Below are 22,678 nucleotides of genomic sequence, written 5' to 3'. Positions count from 1 at the left end.
AGCTCGCCGCCGGGATCCTGAGCCTGTCCTGAAAAACGGGCAACACCATTGGCACTTAGGACAGTCATCGTGCAGCGGCCACTTCCCGACCGAGCAGTCCGCGTTGAAGTGCGTCTACCTGGCTATCATGAGCCTGGACCCCACCGGCAAGGGCCGGAAACGCTGGAGCAACCGCTGGAAGGCCACTCTCAACGCCTCCGAGATCACCTTTGACGGCCGCCTGTCCGCCGGCAGGAGCTAGAGAAGACAACCCCAGTTACACCGAATAATTGACAGACCCCTAGCCCCCGGGGACACGCTCAGGAGTACTGGGCCCTAAGGTTTTGTCGAGCGTGGTAGCGGCCTGTATTTGCCGGCGTGGATGGGCTTGGGGCCCGGCCAGGTGTAGCCACGGAGTAAGAGCCCGGTATGGCAGGGATGCACGACTGCCCATGAAAGGACGTACGGATCATGATGGGTGGTCAGGTTCGGCATGGACTGGGATGGGCTATAGGCCTGCTGTTAACGTTTGGTAGGCGGGCAGGAGGAGGCCTCAGTCGTGGGCCGGTTCTCCAGTCATTAGGTGGTCGGCGTGGTTGATGGTTTCGCGGATGAGCCGGACCAGGTGCCCGTCGTGGAGGGAATAGATGACGTGCCGGCCGTCCTTGCGGGTGTCCACGAGGCCGGTGAGCCGGAGTTTGGCCAGGTGCTGGCTGACCACGGTTCGTGGTGCCCCGGACGCGTCGGTGAGTTCGGTGACGGTTTTCGGGCCGCCAGTGAGTTGCCAGAGCAGGTGCAGCCGGGTGGGTTCGGCGAGCATCCGCAGCGTCCCGGCAGCTGTTTCGAGCAGCTCCGGGCCCGGGGTGACCGGGTGGGCCAGGGACGGCTCTCCAGGGATGGTGCTCAGGGCACCGCTAGGGCTCAACGCGCTGCTAGGCCGGCTGCTCAACGGTTTGCTCCTCATTAGCCGGTTCCGCGGCGGTGTGCCGTGGCCAGGACAGGAAGGCACCTGCACTGCCTACCATCGCAATAATCATCAGGGCAAGAGCAGCCCAGCCCAACCCGGCCACGGCTCCGATCCAGCCGGCCAGCGGGTAGGTCAGGATGTAGCAGGCGTGGGAAAGGGAGAACTGCGCGGTGAAGACGTAGGGCCGGTTTTCCTCGGTGGAGGCATCGCGCAGCAGCCGGGAGGAGGGGGTGAGGATCGTGGAGTTCGCCGCACCGAGCAGGAACCACAGCCCCAACAGCAGCCACCACCCCGGACCACCGGACCCCAGGAAGGTCAGGAGTGCGGCGCCGGCCAGCACGGCAGGGATCAAGGCGGCGCCGGTGAGCATCACGGCACGGTCCCCGAACCGGTCCAGGACCCGGGGCGCTGACAAGGCGACGATCATAGACCCGACGCCGAAGCAGGCCAGAGCCAGGGCCAGGTCCGTGTCGGGACGCCGCAGAACGTCGCGGACGTAGACCACGGTGTTAACGAGCACCAGCGCCGTCGGGGCTGCGACCACGAGGTTCAGTGCCAGTAGGGAACGCAGGCGCCGGTTGCGCCAGAAAATCCGTGCTCCCAGAGTGGTCCGGTGCCACAGGGACGCCTGCGGCCCGGCCGGGACGGAAAGCCGCGGCAGGACCGTGAGCGTAACCATGAAGGCCGAGAACAGGAAACCGGCAACTGTGCCGATGAACAGGTTATTGTAGCTGATTAGCGTCAGCAGCAAGGCCGCAAGGGCCGGGCTGACCAGGGCCTCCATATCATAGGCCAGCCTGGAGAGGGACAACGCGCGCGTATAGTCCCGCTCGTCCTTCAAAATGGTGGGGATCAGGGACTGGAAGGCCGGGGTGAAGGTCGCAGAGGCGGACTGCAGCAGGAAGATCACCACGTAGATCTGCCAGGTCTCTGTAATGAACGGCAGAGACAGTGCCATCGCCGCCCGGATCAGGTCCGCCCCGATCAGCACCGGCTTTTTCGGCAGCCGCGCCCCGAGGGCGTTGATCACCGGGGCTAGACCCACGTAGGCGAGCATCTTGATCGTCAGGGCCGTGCCCAGCACCGCGCCGGCGTTCCGGCCGGCCAGGTCGTATGCCAGCAGCCCGAGGGCCACCGTGAGCAGTCCGGTGCCGATCAGGGCCACGATCTGGGCAGCAAACAGCCGCCGGTAGGTCATATTCCGCAGAACCGCTAACATCAGGCCGAACCCCTTAAGTGCATACGTGCGCGTCTATGCACTAACCATAGCGGATTTTCGCCGCTCGCGATTATCCGCATTCAGAGCCGGAGTTCCCACCCGTCATCCTCGCGGCCGGGATGTGGATGCGGCGCGCCGGTGTTCGGGGCGTCGCATCCGACGGGGCCGAGGTGCTGCTGACGGCGCGGATAGGCATATCGTCAATGTTCGGCAGCGCGCCGGCCAACCTGGCTTTGGCCTGGGCAACGACCTGTTCCGCCTCGGCCAGCGAGGTGCTGACAACCATGACGGTTGCCGCCGCCGGGGAACCTGAAGGTGCGCAGACCGGGGCGCTGGTCAGGGTCCGGCTGGGCAGCCTGGCCCGGGGCAGGGTCCGTCGGTGCCACGGGGATGTCATTCGTGGCGCTTCGCCTGATGGTCCGGTCAGTCGTCGCTTCCGGGGCGGCTGTTCCTGGTCGTGTTTCGGTTGGGTTCCCGATGGGCCCAATCCGGCGGGATGGCCGCTTCAAGGGCGTCATCGACGGTAATGACACCCAGGATGCGGCCGTCTTCATCCAGGACGGGAAGGGTCAGCAGGTTGTAGTCGGCCATGGTGGTGGTGACGTCGATGATGTCATCGCCCGCGGTCGCACTGACCGGTTCGGGATCGGCGGTGTCCCCGAGCAGGGCCGCCGGGTCGGATTGCAGTGCCTGGACCAGACCGATCACACCGGCGAGGGTTCCGTCCGGGTGCAGGCTGTAGATGGTGGTGAGTGCTTCGGGTTGCTCCGTGGTGGCGGTGCGGATGCTCTCGAGAGCATCCGCGATCGTAGAGGTAGCCGGCAACGCCGTGTAGTCGGTGCCCATGAGGCCCCCGGCGGTGGCGTCATGGTAGCCAAGGAGGGCCATGACCTTGGTGTGCTGGGCGGCGGGGAGGAGAGTGAGGATCCCGGTACGGCGCTCCTGCGGGAGATCCATGACGGCGTCGGCGGCATCGTCGGCGCGCATGTGCGAGAGCACGTCCGCGACTTCGGCGTCGGTGCGGTCTCTGAGGATCCTGGACTGGCGGTCCTCATCGAGTTCTTCGAAGACGTCTGCCTCCAGTTCGGGGTCGGAGTGGACCCGGGCCAGGAGTTCGTCTTGTTCTTTGTCTGAGGAGTCTTCGATCAGGTCCGCGATCTGGGCCGGTTTCAGCTGGGCGAACCGGGCCGAGAGGGAGCGGGTCTTGCTGGATGCCTCGTGGCCGATCAGGGGCAGGAACCGGTTCCAGTCCCGGAAGGGGTGGGTGTCGTGCCGCCGGCTGATGGTGAACCAGCGGGGTTTGTGTACGTCCAGGCCCGTCGCGGTCCATCCCGTTGCCGTGCCGTTCAGTTCGATGTCGAACGCCTTGACCATGACGGTGTGGTCGGTGTCGATCAGCCGGTGGCCCAGAACGTCTTCTTTGAGCAGTACCTCGCCCTCGCGGCGGGTGAAAGGGCGCAGGTCCAGTGTGGCTGTGCGCAGCCGGACGCTATCTGCGTCCATGTCGGAGATTTTCTCCAGCGGCGCAAAGACGCGGTTGGACCCGACTGCGACGACCAGGCCGGTCAGACGCGGGTAGTTTCCTTCGTCGAGGCGGACGATGGCGTCGGCGAGGGTCCCGACCTGGTGGCCTTTGGTGTCCAGTACGGGGCGGTGCAGCAGGGTCGAAAGCCGGATGGCCGGTGTTGCGGTGGTGCCGGTGGTGCCGGTGGTGCTCATCTTTGTGAGTGCCTTTCGAGGATACGGGAGGGGATAGCTGTCCTACGTGGAATCTACGCTGTGCCCGGTTCAGCCGCCAAGGGGGTTCAGCCGCCCATGGCAAGCTGGACTACCCGGACGATCACCAGGATCATGGCGATCAACAGGTAGGTCCGCAGCACGGTCAGCCCGGTACGGCCGGCGGTGGAGAGTTTCGGGGCCGTCAACAGCGCCAGGGGCGGCATGCGCCAGTCCTGCTTCCCGGTCCGGTCGATCGGCGCGGCACCCGGGCCGGGTCGGAATCTGGCATAGAGGAGGTATCCGGCACCGCCCAGAATGCTCAGGGCTGCCCCGCCGGCGAGGATGCCGATAATCACCGCGCTGCTCATGTCGGGGAAGAGCACCCCTGCGGTCAGGACGATGGAGAGAATTACCAGGACGGCGATGATGAGCGCGGTGAAGACGTTCGTGGCCCTGCCGTTCACCCAGGGGCCCAGGACCTGTTTGTCGTTGCACAGCAACAGTAGGAACACGGTGGCCGAGGGCAGCAGGACACCGGCGAGGACCTGGACACCGACGGTCAGCAGCCCCAGCGGGGCCCCCGGGATCAGGACAATGACCGCTGAGATGATCAGAACTCCGGCGAACACGGCATAGAAGCCCTTCGCGTCGGAGAATTTCCGGTGCAGGGAATGCTTCAGGCCCAGCACGTCCCCCAGTGCGTAGGAGGTGGACAGCCCGACGGCCGCCGCGCCGATGATTGAGGCGTCAATCAGGGCCACCGCGAACAGCACCCCGGCGGCCTTCCCGACGTACTTTTCCAGCCCGACGGCGACACCTCCGGCGTCCGTGAAGTTCCCGAATTCAGGGTGCCCGGCGAACGTGGCCGCGGTGAACCCCATGATGGCACCCGCGCCGATGATCACGATCACGATCCCGAGCCACAGGTCGACCTTCTCGTACTTCATATACCGGGGAGTGATGCGCTTATCGATGAGGTAGGACTGCTGGAAGAACAACTGCCACGGGGCAATGGTCGTACCGACGATGCCGATGATCAGCAGCGTGACCGTGGACAGGTCCGAACCCGCTGGGAGCCCGGGGATGAAGAAATCATGGGTCACCTGCCCCAGGTCCGGATGCACCATGACGATGATGGGCACCAGCAGCAGCGACCCCGCGACCAGGGTCATGCAGACCCGTTCGAACCGTTTGAACGACCCGGTTGAGGCTGCGCCGATGATCACCACTGCGGCCACGAGCACGCCCGCGACCTTGGGGATGCCCAGATAATCCAGGCCCAGGCTGATTCCAATAAACTCTGTAACGATGGTCAGGGCGTTGAGGATGAACAGATCGATCACGCTGAACGCGCCCCAGAACTTTCCGAACCGTTCCAGAATTAGCCGGGCATGCCCGACACCGGAAACCACCCCGAGGCGCAGGACCATCTCCTGGTTCACATACAGCACCGGAACCAGCAGCAGCAGCGTCCACAGCAGCGACGTGCCGTAGTTCTGCCCGGCCTCGGTATATGTCCCGAACGCGCCGGCATCGTTATCCCCGACCATCACGATCAGACCCGGCCCGATGATGGCCAGCAGGGTCTTGAACCTGGTCTTCCAGCCGCTTCCCGGCGACTCCTCACCGAGCCGGATCGTGCCGAAAGCACCCTTAATGTCGCCGATGTGTGCGCTGTCCAGGACCGCCGCCGGGGCAGGCCCGGAGGACGCTTCCGGCCCGGACCCGGAAGCCGTTGCTGGTGATGGTGACGGTGACGGAGCAGCGTGGGGTGCGGGCCCGGAATTGGTGGTCGGTTCGGGGCCGGTATGGGTGTTGGCGGGCATGGGCATGTCCTCCCGGAACATGAGACCTTTTGGATGCAGAACGCGGACATCACAGAAATCGGCGCAGCAGGAAGAGGTCCCGGAAATTGGCTAAGCGGTCAGGATGCCGGCCCGAGCAGAGCCGCGGCCGGCGGGGAAGAATTTGTGTTCAGGACCGCGCGAAGGCGGTACCGGTAGACGGACTATGACCATCGTTCACGGGTGACCACCTCCATTCCGGATCCGGCGGCGCCGCGGAGGAGGCCGGAGCTGGGACCCGGCAGTGCCCCTCCTCGTAAGACCTTTGGCACTTCACGGCGTGAACCCGGCGTTCCGGGAGCCAATCGGGGCAACCCCTTAGACCGGGGGAACCTGTCCTGACCCGGGGCGTCTCTCGACGTTGGGGGTCGCTGGCATGTATCCGCGAAGGAGCCTCAGCTAACGAACGGCACCTTGCAACCACTAATATATACCAACGTCAGACCCCGCATATCCACGAAACGCGCACCCGCAAACACCGCACACTGGCGGCCGAACAGCACGGACTGTTCCCCCGTCAGGCCGTGCCCGGGACGGAACCGGGGGATTTCTTTCCCGTGCCGGTGAGGAAGCCCTTCTGCCCTGGCCGGACAGGCACCGGCGCATCTTAGGCGCAGGACCTGACCCTTCCCTGCTGCACGATCGGTCCTACTCTCCTGCGCGTGTCAGCGACTCCTCCGGTGAGGCTCCGTCGGTGGTGGGCGTGCAGCTTCCCTGTGAGCGGTTTCCGACACGCAGGATTTCTCCGTTACGCAGGTACCAGACGGTGCCGTCCTCTGCACCGACCCTGGTGATGCGCAGGCCCACGGACTCAACGGTTCCGACGACATCGACTTCGCCTCCCAATCCAGCATCCCCCTGAGCTCCATCCACCAGCCCCGGCACTTGATTGGCGAACGCGCCGCACAGCTCCTTTTTGACGAGATAAACGCCGATTCACCCCACGTACACAGTCAGGTGGTTTTCACTCCGGAACTGGTTATCAGGCAGAGCACCTTACGCAGCTAGCTTTAAGTGGGCGCAGCTCGCTACAAACGGCCTCAGCCAACGTGAGCAGAATCCACTCCCCTGGTACTACCTCGCAACATAACCCGGCCCACCACATCGGCGAGTGGATCGTCGTCGTCCATCCCCAGTGCCAATGCGGAAGCGCGCAAACCTATTTCTTCTACCGGCAATTGTGCAGTGGTCAAGCTGGGCCTAAAGTCACGCAGGGTCTCAACATCGTCAAACCCGGCCACACCAATGTGATGGGGCACTTGCAGTCCGCGCTCCAAAAGCCCTGCAATGACCCCCATGGCCATCACGTCATTAACAGCAAAAATGCACTTCTCAGAAATCGCCTCGGCGGCGGAACGCTCACCCAACTGCGCCGCAATGCTCAGCCCCGCCGCATACCCGCCCGCTCGGGAGAATTCAACACGAACAATTTCTGCTGCGGCGCGGCCAGCATCAGCCAGCGCGCTTTGAAAACCCGCTAGCCGCACGTCCGAGGTCACAAGACCATCCGGACCAGCAACAACCAGGAATCTTTTATAGCCAAGACCGAGTAAAGCCTGACCCAGGGCATACGCTTGTTCAACATTGGGGACTTTCAACACGCGCACTCCGGCAACGTCCAGCAGCGCAGGCAGGGCCGCACCTACCATCGACACCGAGCCGCCATAGCTGCAGTAGCGCTCAATTTCTGCAGCAAGCAAGCTGTTGTCTTTTTCGGCGCCAGACAAATGCGAACGTGAACCAGCAATAATAATGGCCTCAGCCCGCCGGGCCGCAAAAGCAGCAACTGCCTCGCGTTCATCTGACGGGCTGCCATCGGTGCTGGCCAACAAAACCATTTTTCCAGCGCTTTTTGCCTGCTTTTGAACGCCGCGAGCCAAGGTAGAAAAGTATGGGTCAGCGATGTCGTGAACCACTAGGCCAATCAGACCCGTGCTAGATCGCGCCAAAGACTGCGCCTGAGCGTTGGCTACATATCCAAGTTCAAGGGCTGCGCCTTGAACCCGCTTGGTGACGGCGGCACCTGGGGTACGCGTTGAACCATTAAGCACACGGGAAGCAGTGGCTAGTGAAACACCGGCCAGCTTAGCGACGTCGGCCAAGGTACTGGCTGCCACAAGACCTCCATAGTTTGCACGTAAGTTTTTGTACACAGTGACCGGTTCCTGGTCACTGAATGCTCCCATGCTAGGGGAATTTCCGGCGCTTGCACGTCAACGCTTGCCATCGCCCGCGCCACACTGCACAATAGTCACAAGCGGAAAGCGCTTTCCACAATCTCTAGTCAACGACGATGGAGGACACCATGGGTGCCGAACAACGAACAATCCGAATTGCCATGAATGGCATTACTGGCCGGATGGGTTACCGTCAACACTTACTGCGGTCCATCCTCCCCATCCGGGATGCTGGCGGATTCACCCTTGAAGACGGCACCAAGGTTCAGATCGAACCCATTCTGGTTGGCCGCAATGAAGCCAAGGTCCGCGAGCTTGCTGAACTTCACAAAGTGGGCGAATGGTCCACCGACCTAGATGCCGTAATTAATGACCCCACCGTGGACGTTGTTTTTGACGCGTCCATGACCAGTCTGCGTGCAGCCACGCTGAAGAAGGCTATGCGCGCCGGTAAACACATCTTTACCGAAAAGCCCACTGCCGAGACCCTCGAAGAAGCAATCGAACTTGCCCAGATCGGCAAAGACGCTGGCGTCACCGCTGGCGTTGTTCACGACAAGCTTTACCTCCCGGGCCTGGTAAAACTGCGCCGGTTGGTAGACGAGGGCTTCTTTGGCCGTATCCTCTCCATCCGCGGAGAATTCGGATACTGGGTCTTTGAAGGCGACGTCCAAACTGCACAGCGCCCCTCCTGGAACTACCGCAAGGAGGACGGCGGTGGAATGACAACCGACATGTTCTGCCACTGGAACTACGTGCTTGAGGGCATCATTGGGCAGGTCAAGAGCGTCAACGCCAAGACTGCCACCCACATCCCCACGCGCTGGGATGAAGCTGGCAAAGAATATAAGGCAACGGCTGACGACGCCTCATACGGCATCTTTGAACTCGAAACACCCGGCGGCGACCCGGTCATCGGCCAAATCAACTCTTCCTGGGCCGTCCGTGTTTACCGTGACGAACTAGTGGAGTTCCAAGTCGATGGCACCCACGGTTCCGCCGTGGCGGGCTTGAACAAATGTGTGGCTCAGCAGCGCGCGCACACACCCAAGCCGGTATGGAATCCCGACTTGCCCGTCACGGAATCCTTCCGCAGCCAATGGCAAGAAGTCCCGGCTAATGCTGATCTGGACAACGGCTTCAAGCTCCAATGGGAAGAATTCTTGCGCGATGTTGTGGCCGGACGCGAACACCGTTTTGGCTTGCTTTCAGCCGCCCGCGGAGTCCAGCTGGCCGAACTCGGCCTCCAGTCCTCCGAGGAGCGCCGCACCATCGATATCCCGGAGATCACCCTCTAATGAGCTCCCTAATTCTTCCAAATAACGACGGCGGCATCCACGAGTACAGCTTGCAGCCCGCCACCGTGTGGAACAAACCAACCTCCCCTCTAACTGCACGCCGGGCCTACGCCGCAGCCCACGTTATCCCCCGTATTACGGCGGACAATACTCCCGGTGCCCCTGCACAGTTGGATTGGGATAGCACACTGGCTTACCGGCATGAGCTGTGGTCCTACGGCCTAGGTGTGGCTGACGCAATGGACACCGCACAGCGCGGTATGGGTTTGGACTGGCTAGCCACCCAGGAGCTGATCAGGCGTTCCGGCGCTGAGGCCGCTGCCGTAGTGGCCAGCGGCAATCCGGCCACAGCCGGAAAAACCGTCAGGGATCTCATCGCCTGCGGCGCCGGCACTGACCAATTGGACATTGCTGCACTCGCCACCGGCGCAGCTGGCCTTGAAGCTGTCATCAACGCCTACCGCGAACAAATAGCCACTGTGACTGAGGCTGGTGGAAAAGTCATCCTCATGGCCTCACGTGCGCTCGCGAAGGTAGCAAGCGGGGCCGAGGATTATCTGTACGTTTACTCCACACTGCTGCAGGAAGTGGAGCAGCCAGTCATCCTGCACTGGCTTGGCACCATGTTTGACCCGGCACTGGCGGGATACTGGGGTTCGGATGACGTTTCAGTGGCTACGGAAACGTTCCTGAGTTTGATCCGCGACCATTCTCAGAAGGTGGACGGGGTTAAGGTTTCTGTTCTTGATGCCGATCACGAGGTTGCACTCCGGGCCAAGTTGCCTGAAAACGTTCGCCTCTACACGGGCGACGACTTCAACTACCCCGAACTGATCGACGGTGACAAGAACCACCATTCGGACGCTTTGCTTGGCATTTTCGCGGCGATCTACCCGGCCGCGTCAGTCGCCTTGCAAAAGTACGACGCCGGCGAAGGAACCCAGGCACGCACCATCTTGGACTCCACTCGTGAGCTTGGAAAGCACATTTTCAGCGCCCCCACCTTCTACTACAAGACGGGGATCGCGTTTATGTCCTGGCTTAATGGAAAACAAGCTGGATTCCAGATGGTGGGAGGCTTGCAGTCTGGCCGATCGGTTCTGCACTTGGTCAAAACCTTTGAACTCGCTGATCAAGCAGGTCTTTTGGCCGATCCTGATTTAGCCGCTCAACGGATGTCCAGCTTCCTGCTGGTTAATGGGGTGGGAGCATGAGCACGGATTTCTCACGACTCTCGCTAAACACGGCTACCACCAAAAAGTGGAGCCTGGAGGAAGCCATTAACGGTTGCGTCCAGGCGGGAATCCCCGCTATTGGGCCTTGGCGTGATCGCGTTGCCGAGGTAGGTCTGGACAAGGCTGCTGCGCTCATCAAAGATGCAGGACTACGCGTTTCCTCGCTGTGCCGCGGCGGTTTCCTGACCGCTATTGACCCCGAAGGGCAAAAGGCTGCTCTTGAAGACAACCGTGCAGCCATCTTGGAAGCAGTGGCGCTGGGTACTACGGAATTGTTTTTGGTGGTGGGAGGGCTCGCTCCCGCCGAGAAGGATGTGGTAGCGGCACGCCAGCGCGTAGCTCACCGCCTCGAGGAGCTGGTTCCTTTCGCCGTCGAGCACGGCGTCCGGCTGGTTCTAGAACCGCTGCACCCGATGTACGCGGCGGACCGGGCGCTCATCTCCACCTTGGGACAGTCCTTGGATCTGGCCGCACCGTACGATGCTTCGGCAGTGGGCGTTGCGGTGGACACCTTCCACGTCTGGTGGGATCCAGAGCTCAAAGCGCAAATCGAACGCGCCGGGCGTCAAAACCGGATCGCTTCTTATCAAATCTGCGACTTCAACCTTCCAATTGCTGCGGACGCGTTGTTGTCTCGCGGAATGATGGGCGATGGTGTGATTGACTTCGCCACCATCAGCAGCTGGGTTCGCGACGCCGGATATACCGGTGACATTGAAGTGGAGATCTTCAATCAGGAGATTTGGGATGCCGACGGTCACCTCACTCTTGAGACTCTCAAGGAGCGCTACAGCTCCCTAGTCCAGCCCTACGTCTAGGGTCCAGCCCTACGTCTAGGGAACAGTCCCCGCAAAAGATTAGGTCCCCGTCCCGGAGCTTGTGCTCCAGGACGGGGACCTTTCTAGTGTGTGTTGTCCTTCTTGCTGTTCGTTCTACTTGTCCGCAAAGATGGGATCCAACGCTGCCAGACCATCTTGTTCAAGGCGGCCGTCAATGATCCATACCTTGAACGTACGGGACAGTTTTTGCCCTCGGGTCAACGTCACGGCAGAGTCCCAGGCCAGTGACGAACCAACTGCTGGATACTGATCAACGCGAACGAACCATGGGTCAGGTTCTTGATCCATTGCCGCAAAAACAAGTGTGCAGTCTTGGTCACCAAAGCGAGCAGTGTAGGCCAACCAAGGATTGCGGCTGCCATGGCTGGCTGCCTCGCCATGGGTTGTAGCAGTAAAGACCTCGATGTCAGTACACGGTGCGATCCGCCAGAAGAATCCGCCGTAGCCACTGCCGCGCGCGCCGTTGGAGCCCGGGCTGCCTAGGCTTGCATCTTGTTTTGCTTCAAGGCTAATGGAGACGTCTAGCTGCCATGCGTTTTGGCTGACCTGCGTAGCGCCGAAACTGCGCTGCTCGGTCAGAATTTCACGTCCATCCGGTCCAGCCCAGCTAAGAGTCTGCACCGACTGTGTGTCATGTTCAGACCTCTGCACTTCACTGATCCGGCCCTGGTTTTCCAGCTCTTCATAGCGCTGCTCGGCGGAAGTGTAAGTCTTTCCGCCCCAAAAATTGATGCCATTCACATCCTGCAATGCCACACCAACACCCAGATGCCAGGGGTGGTCCGCAGGGAAATGATCGGTGACAACGGTGCCCGCCAGGCTCCGCACGGGGTGAAGATAGGGCCGGGGAGAGAGTCTGTTGGGCAGCTGTGTGCCGGATTGCTGAGTGGCAATAGTGGGGCGTGGATCCGATGCTTCCAGAGCAAGACCAAGAGTTAGAGACTCGGCAGAGGGCTGGGTGCTCTGCGCCCACGGTAAGCCCAGCTCACTAAAGGTGACGTGGGCTGCCGTGGACCTCTCCAAAGCATCTTCAATACCGTCAACCACAGCGTGAGCCTGGTCCCCCTCGCCAACCCACCGAACGTACTGGGGCTCGATCCGCCGAGGTGGGGCCGCCGTGCGCACCGCTTCCAAAACTCGCATAAATCCGCCGCTTCCACGCAAAGGGCTGATGAGTTCAACGATGCCAGCGGTCCCCGAGAGGCTTCGAATATGTTCTATGAGGTTCTCGGTCAGATCGTCTCTTTGGAAGCTCAGGTGCCGTTCCCCGCTGGCAGTGAAAACGCTCAACCGGTCCTCGGTATAGTGCAGCACGGCTGATCCCTCGCTACCCTGCACCGTAATATACGGTTCAACACTATGTTCCGCGCACAAGGTCAAAGCGCACGTGATGGGCAAGCCAGTGGAGGTCTTGATACGGATCACAGAAGTGTCATCAGACTCAATGTCATTGGCATGGAATAGGTCCGTTTCCACGCTGTCCACATCAGCCAGCGTGTTAGCGCCAGCAATGCACAAAGCAGTTGAAATTGCGTGAGCCAACGGGTTTGTTGCCACCCCGTCCACTACATCCACACCATTGAGCCGACGTTTTCCGGCCCACGTGGAACGCTTGTAATAAGCGCGGTCACGGACCCACCTACCTGTTGCCGCAACACCAATCAACGTGCCAATTTCGCCCGATTTAAGCACCTGCTCAATGGCGCCTAAGGCATGCGAACCCAAGCCCTGAAAACCCACTTGGATACTACGGCCGGCTGCCGTTGCCGCCTTTTCCAGTACTTCGAAAGCGGCAAGATTGGCCACGGGCGGCTTTTCCAAATAGACGTGAGCGTGTTCAATGGCCAGGAGTGCAAGAGACTCGTGAGTCTGAATAGGCGTAGCGAGAATAATGACGTCAAGGTCCGCCGTTTCACCCAGCAACGTTGGCAAGTCAGGAAAGCGCTGAGTGCCTTCTGGGAGCTGATCCTCGTGGGACAGCTGTGGATCCGCCACAGCTACCAATTGAACTGAGCCAGCATTTTGCAATCGGTGCAGGTTGGCCAGGTGGTGCGCACCAAAGCCTCGAACACCTACCAGCGCCACTCGGGCCGGTTGCAAAGAATGTGAAGACGGCATCGGTTGAATTCCCTTCAGAAGCAAATATGAGGCAATAAATGGGGGTACCCCCGCACATGCGTGCGGGGGTACGGGTGCTCCAGTTGAGCCTAGGCGAAGTGTTACTGGTTTACCGAAGCATTTTTGGACGTTAGCTTGGATTCTCCTGCTTTCTTGCTGCCCAACTCGTCCAAAGTGATATGAGCCGTCTCCTTGGACGCCCACGCTGCGGCAGCGGAGATGACACACACCAGCAAAGTAAGTCCGCCGATGACCAACGGAACCGACGTTGATCCAGGAGGGGCAATCAAGGTAAAGACGGTCGGCATAAAGGCCGTGAGCAGCAGTGCGATGTTCTGTGAAACCGCGAAGCCAGTGACCCTGGTTCGAGTGGGGAAAAGTTCCTGGAAGAAACTTGCGAACGTTGCATTCCACATCTGGTAGAGAATGCCGAAGATCAAGATGGCAAGTAGCACCGTCAAGACCACATTGCGCTGGCTGACAACCTGCAGGTAGAAGAACGAAAGCAGGCCAGCTGCCAACGGTCCAAAGATCATCAGCGGACGCCGTCCAATACGGTCGGACAAGCGGCCGAAGAGAGGGATAAGAATGACCGCAACGATATTGGCCAATACTGGCATCCACAGATACGTTGACGGGCTCATTTTGACGCCATAGGCCGGTTGTGTGGCGTATGCGGCACCGAAAACAACCACCGTAGTTCCAATAACATTGGCTAGCCCCATGCACACTGCACGGAAAATTACGCTGCCGCTCTCACGGAATACCGTGAAGACCGGAACTCTTTCGATGTCGCGGGACTGCTTCTCACCGAGGAACGCCTGGCTTTCTTCAACTCCGCGACGAATGATGTAGGCGGCCACAATAACCACGGCGCTCAAGAGGAACGGAATACGCCAGCCCCAGCTGGCAAAGTCCGCAGCTGGAAGGAAGGCCGAAAGCGGGATGAAGCTAGCCGCGGCAAGAATGGACCCGACTTGGGTCCCCTGAAGGGCAAAGCTCGCATAGAAACCGCGTTTCTTGTCCGGCGAGTGTTCGATGATCATGGCACCCGCGCCGCCGAGTTCACCGGCAACTGCGAATCCTTGGACCAAACGAAGAAGGACCAGGAGCAAGGGAGCCAAAAGCCCCACTTGCTGGTACGTGGGAAGAATACCTACAAGGAATGTTGAAACACCCATCAGTAGCATGGCAAGAACCAGGACGTTCTTGCGTCCATGACGGTCCCCCATGGTGCCCAAGACAAACGCGCCAATGGGGCGGGCAACATAGCCCACGCCGTAGGTAGCCAGAGAGGCTACCACTGCGACGGCTGGGTCATGCGAGGGGAAAAATACCTGCGGAAAAACGAGTGCCGCAGCCGAGGCATAGATGGAAAAGTCGTAATACTCAAGTGCACTACCTACCCAGCCACTCATCGTGGCGCGGCGGCGGGATGCTGGTAAACCAACCTCAGGTGAAGTTGTGTTTGGCATTGGATCTCCTTTGACCTGCAATGAATGCAATTTTTCCCACCGTCATTGTGGGCAAGCGCTTTCCAATATGAAAGCATGAATCGTTTCATTGTGTCAAAGGTCATACTGAATTATTTTTTCCACGCCGATCCGTGACCTTCGGCCCTACCCCAAAACCCGAGGACGAATCACGCTTTTACGTACCAGCCTCTGTGCACGTTCAAGGAGTCAAACATGAACAAAGAATCAACGCTACAAACCATCGTTGTTGGGGTAGATGGATCAGACGCGTCAGTTGAGGCGCTCCTAGAAGCTCAGCACCTCGCCTTACCCACCGGTGCCAAAGTCATTGCAACCGCCTTTTGGGAATTCCCGCAAATGTACTTGGGCTACCTGACCATGGGGATTGACGGTTTTGAAGAGACCGCTGGAAAGATCCTCACCGAGTCCCTCACCCAGGCGTTCGGCACAGAATTGCCGGAAAACGTTGAGGCAAAACTCTCCCGCGGTTACGCCAGGGAAGGCCTCATTGAAGCGAGCAAAACCGCTGACATGGTGGTTGTTGGCCGGCGTGGGCACGGCGGGTTCGGCGGCCTTGTTCTAGGTTCCGTGAGCTCTGCCATTGTAGGAATGGCACACTGCCCAGTCCTGGTGGTTCACTCCCCCAAGAGCAAGTAAATCGAACTTCATAACAAGGAGGGGGCTGCTAGTAGCAGCCCCCTCCTTGCGTCATCTTATGTTCTACTTACTGAGCTTGACCTTGGTGAGCCTGGTAATGATGGTGGGACACGGCACCTCAGTGAGAACAGCGTGGGCCGTTGATCCGAGCATCAATCGCTTGAATCCCCCGGCACCTCGGCTGCCCAAAACCAACAAGGCCGCGTGCTGAGCCGCGGCCACAAGAGCCACCGCTGGTTCGTGCTGAGAATCCAACACCCTGTGAACCACCAAGTCCGGGTACTTATCGGCCAAACCAGCAACAGTCTCACCCATAATCAGTTCCTCTTCCTCAGCAATGAACTTTGCCAGATCACTCTCCGGGATCCCCCGCTCAACCCACCGAGTGGCGGCACCAAAAACGTGCAACACCGTCAGTTCTTGCCCCATTCGGTCAGCCTCCGCCGCAGCAAACGCCACCGCCTGAACGGATTCTTCAGAGCCGTCCACACCCACCAGGACGCCCGTCCCGGAAGCCGCGGCAGCACCGCCGTCGTCCTTTGCTCCCGCAATAACCGCTACCGGGCAGGCGGCTGCCGCGGCCACTTGCAAAGCGCGGTCAGTGACCGGGCCTCTAGGCCAAGAACTACCCGAACCGACCACCATCATCTCGGCACGTTTGGACTGGCGCTTCAACACATAGCCTGGGCTGCCCCACATCATCATCGCTTCAACGTGCACTCCCGGTTCCAGCTCCAATGCACGGGCCTGGGCGCGGGCAACTAGCGCGTGGCCGGCCTTGCTGAGTAGGTTATGAAACTCGGGCGCCTCAGAGCTCCAACGGTCATCTACTGCGTGAACCAGAACCACCGGCGACTTCAGACGAGCCGCGCGCTTCATAGCCCACTCAACAGCTGCCTCACTGCTACCGGAATCGTTTACCCCTACAACAATCGACTTCTTCATCACTGCGCCGCACTTTCTTCAACATTGAACATGGCTAGGAACCAACATCTATAACTTCAGTCTCTGCTGGTTACCGGCGCTGGGTAAGGGCCAAAAGTCCCGCGCTCAGTGGGACGGACTTTTAGCCAGTGTGTAGGTCGCGCCGCCGCATGCCCACCACGGCTGCCGCGGCCACCACCACAGCGAGCCCCACCATCCAAACCCCACCGCCAACGTTTGTATGAATCCCTTGCGGAACCGGCGTATGAGTGAACGGAGACAAATTCCGCAACGCTTCCGGGGCGCCGATCATGCCCCCAAAAATACCCAAAAACACCCCTGAGCCCAGGAAAGCCCAACCCAAAACGGTGCTGGCGCCAGGAACCACCACAAATAGAAGTGCCACCACGCCCAGATACAGGAGCGCCGCCGGAAGTTGCGCCGCGGCGGCAAGAAATACGTCCCCCATCCGCTCCGGCGAGTCCCCGGAAACCAGCACAGCCAAGGAGGCAAACAGCGCCGCGGTGAGCAGCACCAACACCACACTGACCACACCCAACAACAAGTAGTCAGCCAACCAGTGCACCCGGCTCACCGTTGTAGAAAGGACCAGTTCGGCCCGCCGACTGTCCTCTTCTTGGCGCATCCGCACCACTGTCTGCACAGCACACGCAGCCGCTAAAACTCCCACTATGGCGAACATCGCAGCGATCAGTACTTGGGAAATACTGGTCTCCCCCGCCGCGACCATAGTGCGTAAGGTTTGGCCCAAAATGGCATTAGTTTGGGCCGCCTGTTCCACCAGTTTGGCCAAAGAACCAGCCAAGACCCCCGTAGCCGCAGCACCCACGCACCACCCCATGATGGTTGGCCACTGCAGCCGCCATGCCAAAGCAAAGGAGGTCGACAGTGCCGGCCGCGCTTCCATCCGGCCAGAGCGTTCAGCCAACAGACTAGAACCACTGTCCCGCCGGGATTGAAGGGCAAAAACAGTCACGGTACATAGGGCCCCAAGCCAAGTCCCAGGAACAACGGCAGCAGATTGTTGGCCGTATATGCAGCGCTCTGCTGCCCCCAACCAATCGGCGAAAACCAACTGGGCCACGCCGCAGTCATATGCGTTCCGTCCGCATGCGGAATGCCCAAGGCGTCCCCCAGTCCACGCAAAAGATAAGCCAGTACGACGGCGGAACTTGAGAGAGCATTGGCCGCCCGGCCGGAGCGCACGAACTGTGCCGCTAACAGGCCGAAACCAAAAAAGGCCACACCAGTAGAAGCGACAGCTGCCCCAGTCACCAGCGAACCGTACGGCTCCAAGCCGCCTGCAATAAACCCGAGAGCCACAGCGGCACACAACACCACGTTGGCCAGAAACGCGTGAATCACCGTGGCCACAGTGGGTGAGTACCTCGACGCCGGGGTTGAAGCCACTAGCTCAGCGCGGCCGGATTCCTCTTCCGCTCTGCTGTGCCGCACCGCTAGAAAGGTATTCATTAGCCCGGCCATCAACGCCAGGAACGTAAAGATCTGGAAGAACACAAAAGCATCCAAGGCAGTACCTTGGGGTAAACCGCGCAACATCAAAATGGCGGGGTTTGCCACAGCAAGGCGAATAATTCCTTCACGGCCCACCGAGTCACCATATGTTTGTGCCACCGCAACGGCTGAGAAGAACCCCAGAAAGCCAATGCTCGCAATCCACGCAAGCAGTTGCCATCGGTCACGCCGGAGCCGGTGGAGCAGCAAAACCCAAACGGCGTTCATTGCCCGGCTGCTTGGAGGCCGTTGTTGGTGAATCCGTCCTTGGTGAATCCGTCCTGTTTCACGCCGTCGTGGGCCAGTTCCAGCGTGTAGTGACGCAAAAACAAGTCCTCGAGGGAAGGCGGTGTGATGGTCAAGGCCTGCGCGTTTAACTGCGCCAGCAAGGGCAAAACACCAGCCATGTGTTGGCTCTCAGCGGTGAACTTTATGCGCGCACTTTCAGCGCCAGTTGTTTCCAAGGCAAGGTCCTGGACGCCGGGAGTATGACGCAGTTTCGCCATGGCTTCCGTGATCACCGAAGGGGCCTCTCCCACACCAAAGGAAACGTCGCTGCGCGTTAGTCCACGCAGCTGATCAAGGGTTCCGGTTTCTACAGTTTTGCCTTGCCGAATGATAGTCACCCTGTCACACAAACGTTCCACCTCGGAAAGAATGTGGGAGGAAAACAGCACAGTGGCGCCATCGCCTGCCACGCGCTCAATTTCCTGGTTAAAGACCGTCTCCATAATCGGGTCAAGGCCGCTGGTGGGTTCATCCAACACGTATAGCTGGGCCGGTGTTGCCAAGGCAGCAATCAGCGCGACTTTTTGCCGGTTGCCTTTTGAATAAGACCTGCCCTTTTTAGACGGATCGAATTCAAACGCTGCCAGCAGACGGTCTTTCCTCTCCCGGTAATCTTTTTTGTTGGAGGCCCCTCGGCGCAGCCGGCTCAGCAAATCGATGGCTTCTCCCCCGCTAAGGTTTGGCCACAAACTCACGTCACCCGGGACGTACGCAATGCGCTGATGCAAGGCCGATGCGTCCTTCCACGGATCCCGTCCAAACACTGTGACGTCACCTCCACTGGAGCGGAGCAACCCTAAGATGATCCGGATGGTGGTGGATTTTCCGGAACCATTGGGCCCCAGAAAACCATGCACTTGCCCGTGCTCCACGTTCAGTTCCAGCCCGTCCAAGGCAGTGGACGTACCGAAGTTCTTACGTAGATCCCGGATTTGGATCAGTGCTGGACTGTTACCCATGTGTTCCCACCTCAACCCGCTAGTCTTACTGCAAGTCTGATGAGAGCCTGCGCCAAGCACCAGAGTCTAAGGTCACCGAACGCGCGAACCTCACCCGAATATCCCCAGCCCGCACCGGGACTTTGGACCCTTGATGGCAGCTACCGCATCCGGAAGACTCACAAGTGATAGAAACGTAGCTTGGCACTGACACTTGTAAACCACAAACGCGCATAACTAAGGAGAACCGTGGATCATCAAGAAGCCCCCATCAGGGTCTTCGTCCTAGACGACCACGAACTTGTTCGCCGCGGCCTGCAAGAACTCCTTGAGAGCGAAGGCTTTGAAGTAGTCGGTATGTCCGGCCTCGCCGTAGAAGCAACACACCGGATCCCGGCATTACGCCCGGACGTTTGCGTTCTGGACGCCCGCTTACCTGACGGCACCGGCATTGAAGTCTGCCGTGATGTACGCTCCGTGGACCCATCCCTGAGCTGCCTCATCCTGACCAGTTACGACGACGAACAAGCTCTCCGCGGCGCCGTTCTAGCAGGTGCCGCAGGCTATGTGCTGAAAGAGATTGGCGGAACCGATCTCTTGGGCGCCATTCGCCGGACCGCCCGTGGCGAATCACTCTTTGATGCCGACATAAAAGCGCGGATCCTTCAGGGCCTCACAGAGCCGGAAACTCCCGATCCGCGCGTAGCTTCACTCACCCCGCAAGAGCGGCGAGTACTCCAGCTCTTGGGCCAGGGCCTGACCAACCGGCAGATCGGCGAACAGATGACGCTGGCTGAAAAAACCGTCAAAAACTATGTGTCCTCGATGCTGGCCAAACTTGGTTTTGAGCGCCGCACCCAAGCGGCCGTATACATGGCCAACAAACCGGGTAGCTGAATGCACGCTTCAGCCTAGTGCGCTGGTATTTAGCCAACTGCCCCCGTGCTCACCGGCACCGACCACTGAACGTGGGTCCCCTCACCGGGTGTGCTGCTAACGGTGCACCAACCGCCTAACTCGGCGGCCCGGTAATCCATGTTGACCAGCCCGTTCCCGGGCGTGCATTCAGCGAAACCCACACCGTCGTCGTCGACCTTTAACAACAGCGCCCCGTTCTCAACGGCAACACTCACCCGGATACTTTCCGCCCCAGAGTGCCGGACAGCGTTGCTCAGCGCCTCTGAGATCACAGCCAGCAAATGCGTCCCAGTAGTGGGGTTGCTGATCGAATCGATCCTGCCGCGTAGCTCAAGATGAGGCGCAAATGGCAGTGGCCTAGACACGTTCCTGGCCGTGCGAAGGATGCGCGTGCTCAACAACTCAGTGCCGTTGGACGTGGAATGCAAGGAATAGATGGTGTTGCGCAGATCCCGGATGGTCTCGTCCAGCTCCTGAGTAACCGCATCGATCCTGGACAAAGCCGGCTCACCATCCGTGAACCTGCGCAGGCTCTGAATACTCAAACCCGCCGCGAACAATCGCTGAATCACCACGTCATGCAGATCCCGAGCAATCCGGTCCCGATCAGTAAAAACCACCAACTCCTCGCGCAAACGGTGACTCCGGTCAAGCTCCAAGGCAACTGCCACGTGCGAACCAAAAACGGCGCCCATCTGCACATCCGAATTCAAAAAGGGCCCCTCGCCACGGCCACGGACCAAAATCAGCAAGCCGTGGTGCACTCCGCGTGCGCTGAGATCAATAGCCAATAATCGTCCCCTATGCTGCCCAATGAGTCCGCCCAAAACGGTGCTTGCGTCCTCAGCTTGGGCGGTTTTTCCCGTGTCAACAACAGAACGAATCAGGGACGAATCCATGGCCAGCAACTGACCAGAAAATCCGGCGGACCCCTTACCGGCAGCGCCCGCCACACGGTACGCGCCTGTGCTGGTTACCTCCACGGAATCACCGGGGACCACAATGAGGGCGAGCCGGGCGCCGGATTCCTTGAGTGCACGCTCGGCAACAACATCAAAGGCCACGTGCTCGGCGCCGGTTATGTGCTCCGAAGCTGTCACCCCTGCGGAGCCAGCAGCGTGTTCCTCGCCCAGAACCCGGCCCGTAACGTCCATACACGCTTCCAACCAGGAAGCCCGGCGCCGCGAATCCTCATAAAGCCGGGCATTCTCAATGGCCACACCGGCGGCCGCTGCAAGTGCTACGGCCAGTTCTTCGTCCTCAGCGGTGAAGTCCCCACCACCCTCTTTGTCCGTCAAATACAGGTTGCCAAACACCACGTCTCGCACCGTGATGGGCACCCCTAGGAACGTTTTCATGGGCGGGTGATTGGCCGGAAAACCGTACGCATGGGGATGTTCCCGCAGATCGTGGAGCCGTAAAGGGGCCGGCTCGGTAATAAGCTGCCCCAACACCCCATGACCGGTGGGTAGTGGGCCAATCTTCTGGGCCAAATCCTTGTTTATACCCACGGTGATGAAGTGACTGAGCTGCTTGTCCTCACCAATCACCCCAAGAGCGCCATACTGGGCATGCAAGAGCCGGCAAGCGGAGTTCACCACCCGGTCAAGGACGGCCTCAAGGCTCAGGTCCTCGGCCACGGCAACCACTGCTTCAAGGAGGCCCCGCATATGCTGCTGAGCGTCTAGGAGCTCACCGCCGCGGTCCAAAAAGTTCTTGAGCAGGTCTTCGATCTTCGCGTCCACCGCTGGTAACTCGTGGAATCGCCGGGGACCCGTGTTGGAACTTTCCATATGCCAGCTTCCACCTCACTGCACCCATCAAACACTGCACCCATCAAACAACGTATGTCCACGCAGGGATATACGCCGCGGCCACTGCCGCTCTCAGACTACGCGGGGCTACCGGCACTAGCTAGAGTGCAGCTGGCCCCAGTTCCCTGCATCTGGTTCGCTACGTTCGGTTCACCATGCCTGGTTCACAACCTCCACCGCGCTCCCTGTAAACCACTGGGCCATTGGACCCTAGTCTCTGACATGGCGCAAGCGTAGCCTCGTGGACATGACGAACAAACCAACCACCCCGGAACCGGAAAACCTGGCACCGAATCAGTGCTGGGACTTGTTACGCACCACCTCGGTGGGCCGTCTGGCCCTTTGGGTCACCGACCACCCGGATATTTTCCCCATCAACTACCGCGCGGACCACGGCACAGTGGTGTTCCGCACCGGCGACGGGACCAAACTTCACGCCGCCTTGAGTGAGACCCCAGTAGCTTTTGAGGCCGACGGCGTCAGTCCCGATGGCGGTACGGCTTGGAGCGTTGTGGTCAAGGGCGAAGCCACCGCCGTAACTCTCAACCAAGAAGTAATGGACACTGTGGGGCTGTTGTTGTTCCCTTGGCAGGACGGGCGCAAAGACCACTTCATCCGAATCGTCCCCAGCTCCATCACAGGACGCCGCTTCTCCGTGACTCCGCCGCTGACGTGGTGGAGCCCCTTGGATGATGCCACCCGCGCAGGACTCGAATAGGACGGATGCGACAGT

20 protein-coding genes, 2 pseudogenes and 1 riboswitch are annotated in these 22,678 nt (G+C 60.1%); of the genes and pseudogenes, 8 read left to right on the top strand and 14 right to left on the bottom strand.

What is annotated here, in order from left to right; all coding sequences use genetic code 11:
* Window positions 1-241, top strand: a pseudogene (locus tag ACQQCD_RS13140) (hypothetical protein); the annotation flags it as partial.
* Between the two features lie 291 nt (window positions 242-532).
* Here ACQQCD_RS13140 and ACQQCD_RS13135 read toward each other — a convergent pair.
* From ACQQCD_RS13135 to ACQQCD_RS13110, 6 genes and pseudogenes are all read right to left on the bottom strand, one after another.
* Window positions 533-928 (bottom strand): ArsR/SmtB family transcription factor, encoded by a 396-nt coding sequence (locus tag ACQQCD_RS13135; RefSeq protein ID WP_236803055.1) that lies wholly within the window; start codon window positions 926-928, stop codon window positions 533-535.
* Window positions 912-2,165 carry an MFS transporter gene (locus tag ACQQCD_RS13130; RefSeq protein ID WP_236803054.1) on the bottom strand — a complete coding sequence of 418 codons (1,254 nt, stop codon included), beginning with the start codon at window positions 2,163-2,165 and terminating at the stop codon, window positions 912-914. The genes ACQQCD_RS13135 and ACQQCD_RS13130 overlap by 17 nt, the downstream gene beginning before the upstream one ends.
* Window positions 2,166-2,235: 70 nt before the next feature.
* Window positions 2,236-2,562, bottom strand: coding sequence for a hypothetical protein (locus tag ACQQCD_RS13125; RefSeq protein ID WP_236803053.1), 327 nt, complete (start codon window positions 2,560-2,562; stop codon window positions 2,236-2,238).
* A 26-nt stretch (window positions 2,563-2,588) separates the two neighbouring features.
* The gene (locus ACQQCD_RS13120; RefSeq protein ID WP_236803052.1) at window positions 2,589-3,884 is read right to left on the bottom strand and encodes a magnesium transporter MgtE N-terminal domain-containing protein; all 1,296 of its coding nucleotides are present in this window, start codon (window positions 3,882-3,884) and stop codon (window positions 2,589-2,591) included.
* An 86-nt stretch (window positions 3,885-3,970) separates the two neighbouring features.
* Window positions 3,971-5,710, bottom strand: coding sequence for an Nramp family divalent metal transporter (locus ACQQCD_RS13115; protein WP_236803051.1), 1,740 nt, complete (start codon window positions 5,708-5,710; stop codon window positions 3,971-3,973).
* A gap of 261 nt (window positions 5,711-5,971) precedes the next feature.
* A riboswitch (M-box (ykoK) riboswitch) is annotated at window positions 5,972-6,142 on the bottom strand.
* A gap of 234 nt (window positions 6,143-6,376) precedes the next feature.
* A pseudogene (locus tag ACQQCD_RS13110) lies at window positions 6,377-6,559 on the bottom strand (mechanosensitive ion channel family protein); the annotation flags it as partial.
* Between ACQQCD_RS13110 and ACQQCD_RS13105 the strand changes: the two are divergent.
* Window positions 6,557-6,736 (top strand): substrate-binding domain-containing protein, encoded by a 180-nt coding sequence (locus ACQQCD_RS13105; RefSeq protein ID WP_430268791.1) that lies wholly within the window; start codon window positions 6,557-6,559, stop codon window positions 6,734-6,736. The pseudogene ACQQCD_RS13110 and the gene ACQQCD_RS13105 sit on opposite strands and share 3 nt — an antisense overlap.
* Before the next feature lie 32 nt (window positions 6,737-6,768).
* Here ACQQCD_RS13105 and ACQQCD_RS13100 read toward each other — a convergent pair whose 3' ends face one another.
* The gene (locus ACQQCD_RS13100; RefSeq protein WP_430268787.1) at window positions 6,769-7,845 is read right to left on the bottom strand and encodes a LacI family DNA-binding transcriptional regulator; all 1,077 of its coding nucleotides are present in this window, start codon (window positions 7,843-7,845) and stop codon (window positions 6,769-6,771) included.
* A gap of 188 nt (window positions 7,846-8,033) precedes the next feature.
* On the opposite strand from ACQQCD_RS13100, the gene ACQQCD_RS13095 reads away from it, so the two are divergent.
* From ACQQCD_RS13095 to ACQQCD_RS13085, 3 genes are read left to right on the top strand one after another with little or no spacing between them, the layout of a single operon-like run.
* Window positions 8,034-9,203, top strand: a complete 1,170-nt coding sequence (locus ACQQCD_RS13095) for a Gfo/Idh/MocA family protein (protein WP_430268790.1) — start codon at window positions 8,034-8,036, stop codon at window positions 9,201-9,203.
* Window positions 9,203-10,417 carry a dihydrodipicolinate synthase family protein gene (locus ACQQCD_RS13090; RefSeq protein ID WP_430268786.1) on the top strand — a complete coding sequence of 405 codons (1,215 nt, stop codon included), beginning with the start codon at window positions 9,203-9,205 and terminating at the stop codon, window positions 10,415-10,417. The genes ACQQCD_RS13095 and ACQQCD_RS13090 overlap by 1 nt, the downstream gene beginning before the upstream one ends.
* Entirely contained in the window at window positions 10,414-11,256 is an 843-nt protein-coding gene (locus tag ACQQCD_RS13085; RefSeq protein WP_430268785.1) for a sugar phosphate isomerase/epimerase family protein, read from the top strand. The genes ACQQCD_RS13090 and ACQQCD_RS13085 overlap by 4 nt, the downstream gene beginning before the upstream one ends.
* A gap of 114 nt (window positions 11,257-11,370) precedes the next feature.
* Here the strand turns inward: ACQQCD_RS13085 and ACQQCD_RS13080 are convergent, their stop codons facing one another.
* Together ACQQCD_RS13080 and ACQQCD_RS13075 are read right to left on the bottom strand one after the other, a co-directional pair.
* Window positions 11,371-13,395 (bottom strand): DUF6807 family protein, encoded by a 2,025-nt coding sequence (locus tag ACQQCD_RS13080; protein ID WP_430268784.1) that lies wholly within the window; start codon window positions 13,393-13,395, stop codon window positions 11,371-11,373.
* Window positions 13,396-13,496: 101 nt separating this feature from the next.
* On the bottom strand, window positions 13,497-14,870 hold the full coding sequence (locus ACQQCD_RS13075; RefSeq protein WP_430268783.1) for an MFS transporter: 1,374 nt from the start codon (window positions 14,868-14,870) through the stop codon (window positions 13,497-13,499).
* A 213-nt stretch (window positions 14,871-15,083) separates the two neighbouring features.
* Here ACQQCD_RS13075 and ACQQCD_RS13070 point away from each other — a divergent pair, with 213 nt between their 5' ends.
* Window positions 15,084-15,527: a universal stress protein gene (locus ACQQCD_RS13070; protein WP_430268782.1), complete on the top strand. Its 444-nt coding sequence runs from the start codon at window positions 15,084-15,086 to the stop codon at window positions 15,525-15,527.
* A gap of 63 nt (window positions 15,528-15,590) precedes the next feature.
* Here the strand turns inward: ACQQCD_RS13070 and ACQQCD_RS13065 are convergent, their stop codons facing one another.
* The 4 genes from ACQQCD_RS13065 to ACQQCD_RS13050 form a co-directional block, all read right to left on the bottom strand.
* The gene (locus tag ACQQCD_RS13065) at window positions 15,591-16,472 is read right to left on the bottom strand and encodes a universal stress protein (RefSeq protein ID WP_430268789.1); all 882 of its coding nucleotides are present in this window, start codon (window positions 16,470-16,472) and stop codon (window positions 15,591-15,593) included.
* A 121-nt stretch (window positions 16,473-16,593) separates the two neighbouring features.
* Window positions 16,594-17,448: a hypothetical protein gene (locus ACQQCD_RS13060; protein ID WP_430268781.1), complete on the bottom strand. Its 855-nt coding sequence runs from the start codon at window positions 17,446-17,448 to the stop codon at window positions 16,594-16,596.
* Window positions 17,445-18,215: a hypothetical protein gene (locus ACQQCD_RS13055; protein WP_430268780.1), complete on the bottom strand. Its 771-nt coding sequence runs from the start codon at window positions 18,213-18,215 to the stop codon at window positions 17,445-17,447. The genes ACQQCD_RS13060 and ACQQCD_RS13055 overlap by 4 nt, the downstream gene beginning before the upstream one ends.
* Complete coding sequence (locus tag ACQQCD_RS13050) at window positions 18,212-19,234, bottom strand: ABC transporter ATP-binding protein (RefSeq protein WP_430268779.1); 1,023 nt, start codon at window positions 19,232-19,234, stop codon at window positions 18,212-18,214. Before ACQQCD_RS13050 ends, ACQQCD_RS13055 begins: the two co-directional genes overlap by 4 nt.
* A 228-nt stretch (window positions 19,235-19,462) precedes the next feature.
* Here ACQQCD_RS13050 and ACQQCD_RS13045 point away from each other — a divergent pair, with 228 nt between their 5' ends.
* Window positions 19,463-20,110 (top strand): response regulator, encoded by a 648-nt coding sequence (locus tag ACQQCD_RS13045; protein ID WP_430268778.1) that lies wholly within the window; start codon window positions 19,463-19,465, stop codon window positions 20,108-20,110.
* A gap of 29 nt (window positions 20,111-20,139) precedes the next feature.
* Here the strand turns inward: ACQQCD_RS13045 and ACQQCD_RS13040 are convergent, their stop codons facing one another.
* Window positions 20,140-21,924, bottom strand: a complete 1,785-nt coding sequence (locus ACQQCD_RS13040) for a GAF domain-containing protein (protein ID WP_430268777.1) — start codon at window positions 21,922-21,924, stop codon at window positions 20,140-20,142.
* 268 nt (window positions 21,925-22,192) lie between these two features.
* On the opposite strand from ACQQCD_RS13040, the gene ACQQCD_RS13035 reads away from it, so the two are divergent.
* A complete protein-coding gene (locus ACQQCD_RS13035) occupies window positions 22,193-22,663 on the top strand; it encodes a pyridoxamine 5'-phosphate oxidase family protein (protein WP_430268776.1) in 471 nt (156 codons plus the stop codon).
* Window positions 22,664-22,678 lie beyond the last annotated feature (15 nt).

Origin of the sequence: Pseudarthrobacter sp. J1763 (assembly GCF_050490295.1) — a bacterium.
Classification (GTDB): Bacteria; Actinomycetota; Actinomycetes; order Actinomycetales; family Micrococcaceae; genus JBNPEO01.
The sequence above is the reverse complement of the archived record's forward strand: the minus strand, read 5'-3'. Positions and strand labels throughout refer to the sequence as shown.

Coding starts and splice junctions, on each gene's coding strand:
- ACQQCD_RS13120 (WP_236803052.1), bottom strand. CDS start 3,884: ATGAGCACCACCGGCACCACCGGCACCACCGCAACACCGGCCATCCGG.
- ACQQCD_RS13050 (WP_430268779.1), bottom strand. CDS start 19,234: ATGGGTAACAGTCCAGCACTGATCCAAATCCGGGATCTACGTAAGAAC.
- ACQQCD_RS13080 (WP_430268784.1), bottom strand. CDS start 13,395: ATGCCGTCTTCACATTCTTTGCAACCGGCCCGAGTGGCGCTGGTAGGT.
- ACQQCD_RS13130 (WP_236803054.1), bottom strand. CDS start 2,165: ATGTTAGCGGTTCTGCGGAATATGACCTACCGGCGGCTGTTTGCTGCC.
- ACQQCD_RS13040 (WP_430268777.1), bottom strand. CDS start 21,924: ATGGAAAGTTCCAACACGGGTCCCCGGCGATTCCACGAGTTACCAGCG.
- ACQQCD_RS13085 (WP_430268785.1), top strand. CDS start 10,414: ATGAGCACGGATTTCTCACGACTCTCGCTAAACACGGCTACCACCAAA.
- ACQQCD_RS13095 (WP_430268790.1), top strand. CDS start 8,034: ATGGGTGCCGAACAACGAACAATCCGAATTGCCATGAATGGCATTACT.
- ACQQCD_RS13070 (WP_430268782.1), top strand. CDS start 15,084: ATGAACAAAGAATCAACGCTACAAACCATCGTTGTTGGGGTAGATGGA.
- ACQQCD_RS13115 (WP_236803051.1), bottom strand. CDS start 5,710: ATGCCCGCCAACACCCATACCGGCCCCGAACCGACCACCAATTCCGGG.
- ACQQCD_RS13065 (WP_430268789.1), bottom strand. CDS start 16,472: ATGAAGAAGTCGATTGTTGTAGGGGTAAACGATTCCGGTAGCAGTGAG.
- ACQQCD_RS13075 (WP_430268783.1), bottom strand. CDS start 14,870: ATGCCAAACACAACTTCACCTGAGGTTGGTTTACCAGCATCCCGCCGC.
- ACQQCD_RS13090 (WP_430268786.1), top strand. CDS start 9,203: ATGAGCTCCCTAATTCTTCCAAATAACGACGGCGGCATCCACGAGTAC.
- ACQQCD_RS13055 (WP_430268780.1), bottom strand. CDS start 18,215: ATGAACGCCGTTTGGGTTTTGCTGCTCCACCGGCTCCGGCGTGACCGA.
- ACQQCD_RS13035 (WP_430268776.1), top strand. CDS start 22,193: ATGACGAACAAACCAACCACCCCGGAACCGGAAAACCTGGCACCGAAT.
- ACQQCD_RS13125 (WP_236803053.1), bottom strand. CDS start 2,562: ATGACATCCCCGTGGCACCGACGGACCCTGCCCCGGGCCAGGCTGCCC.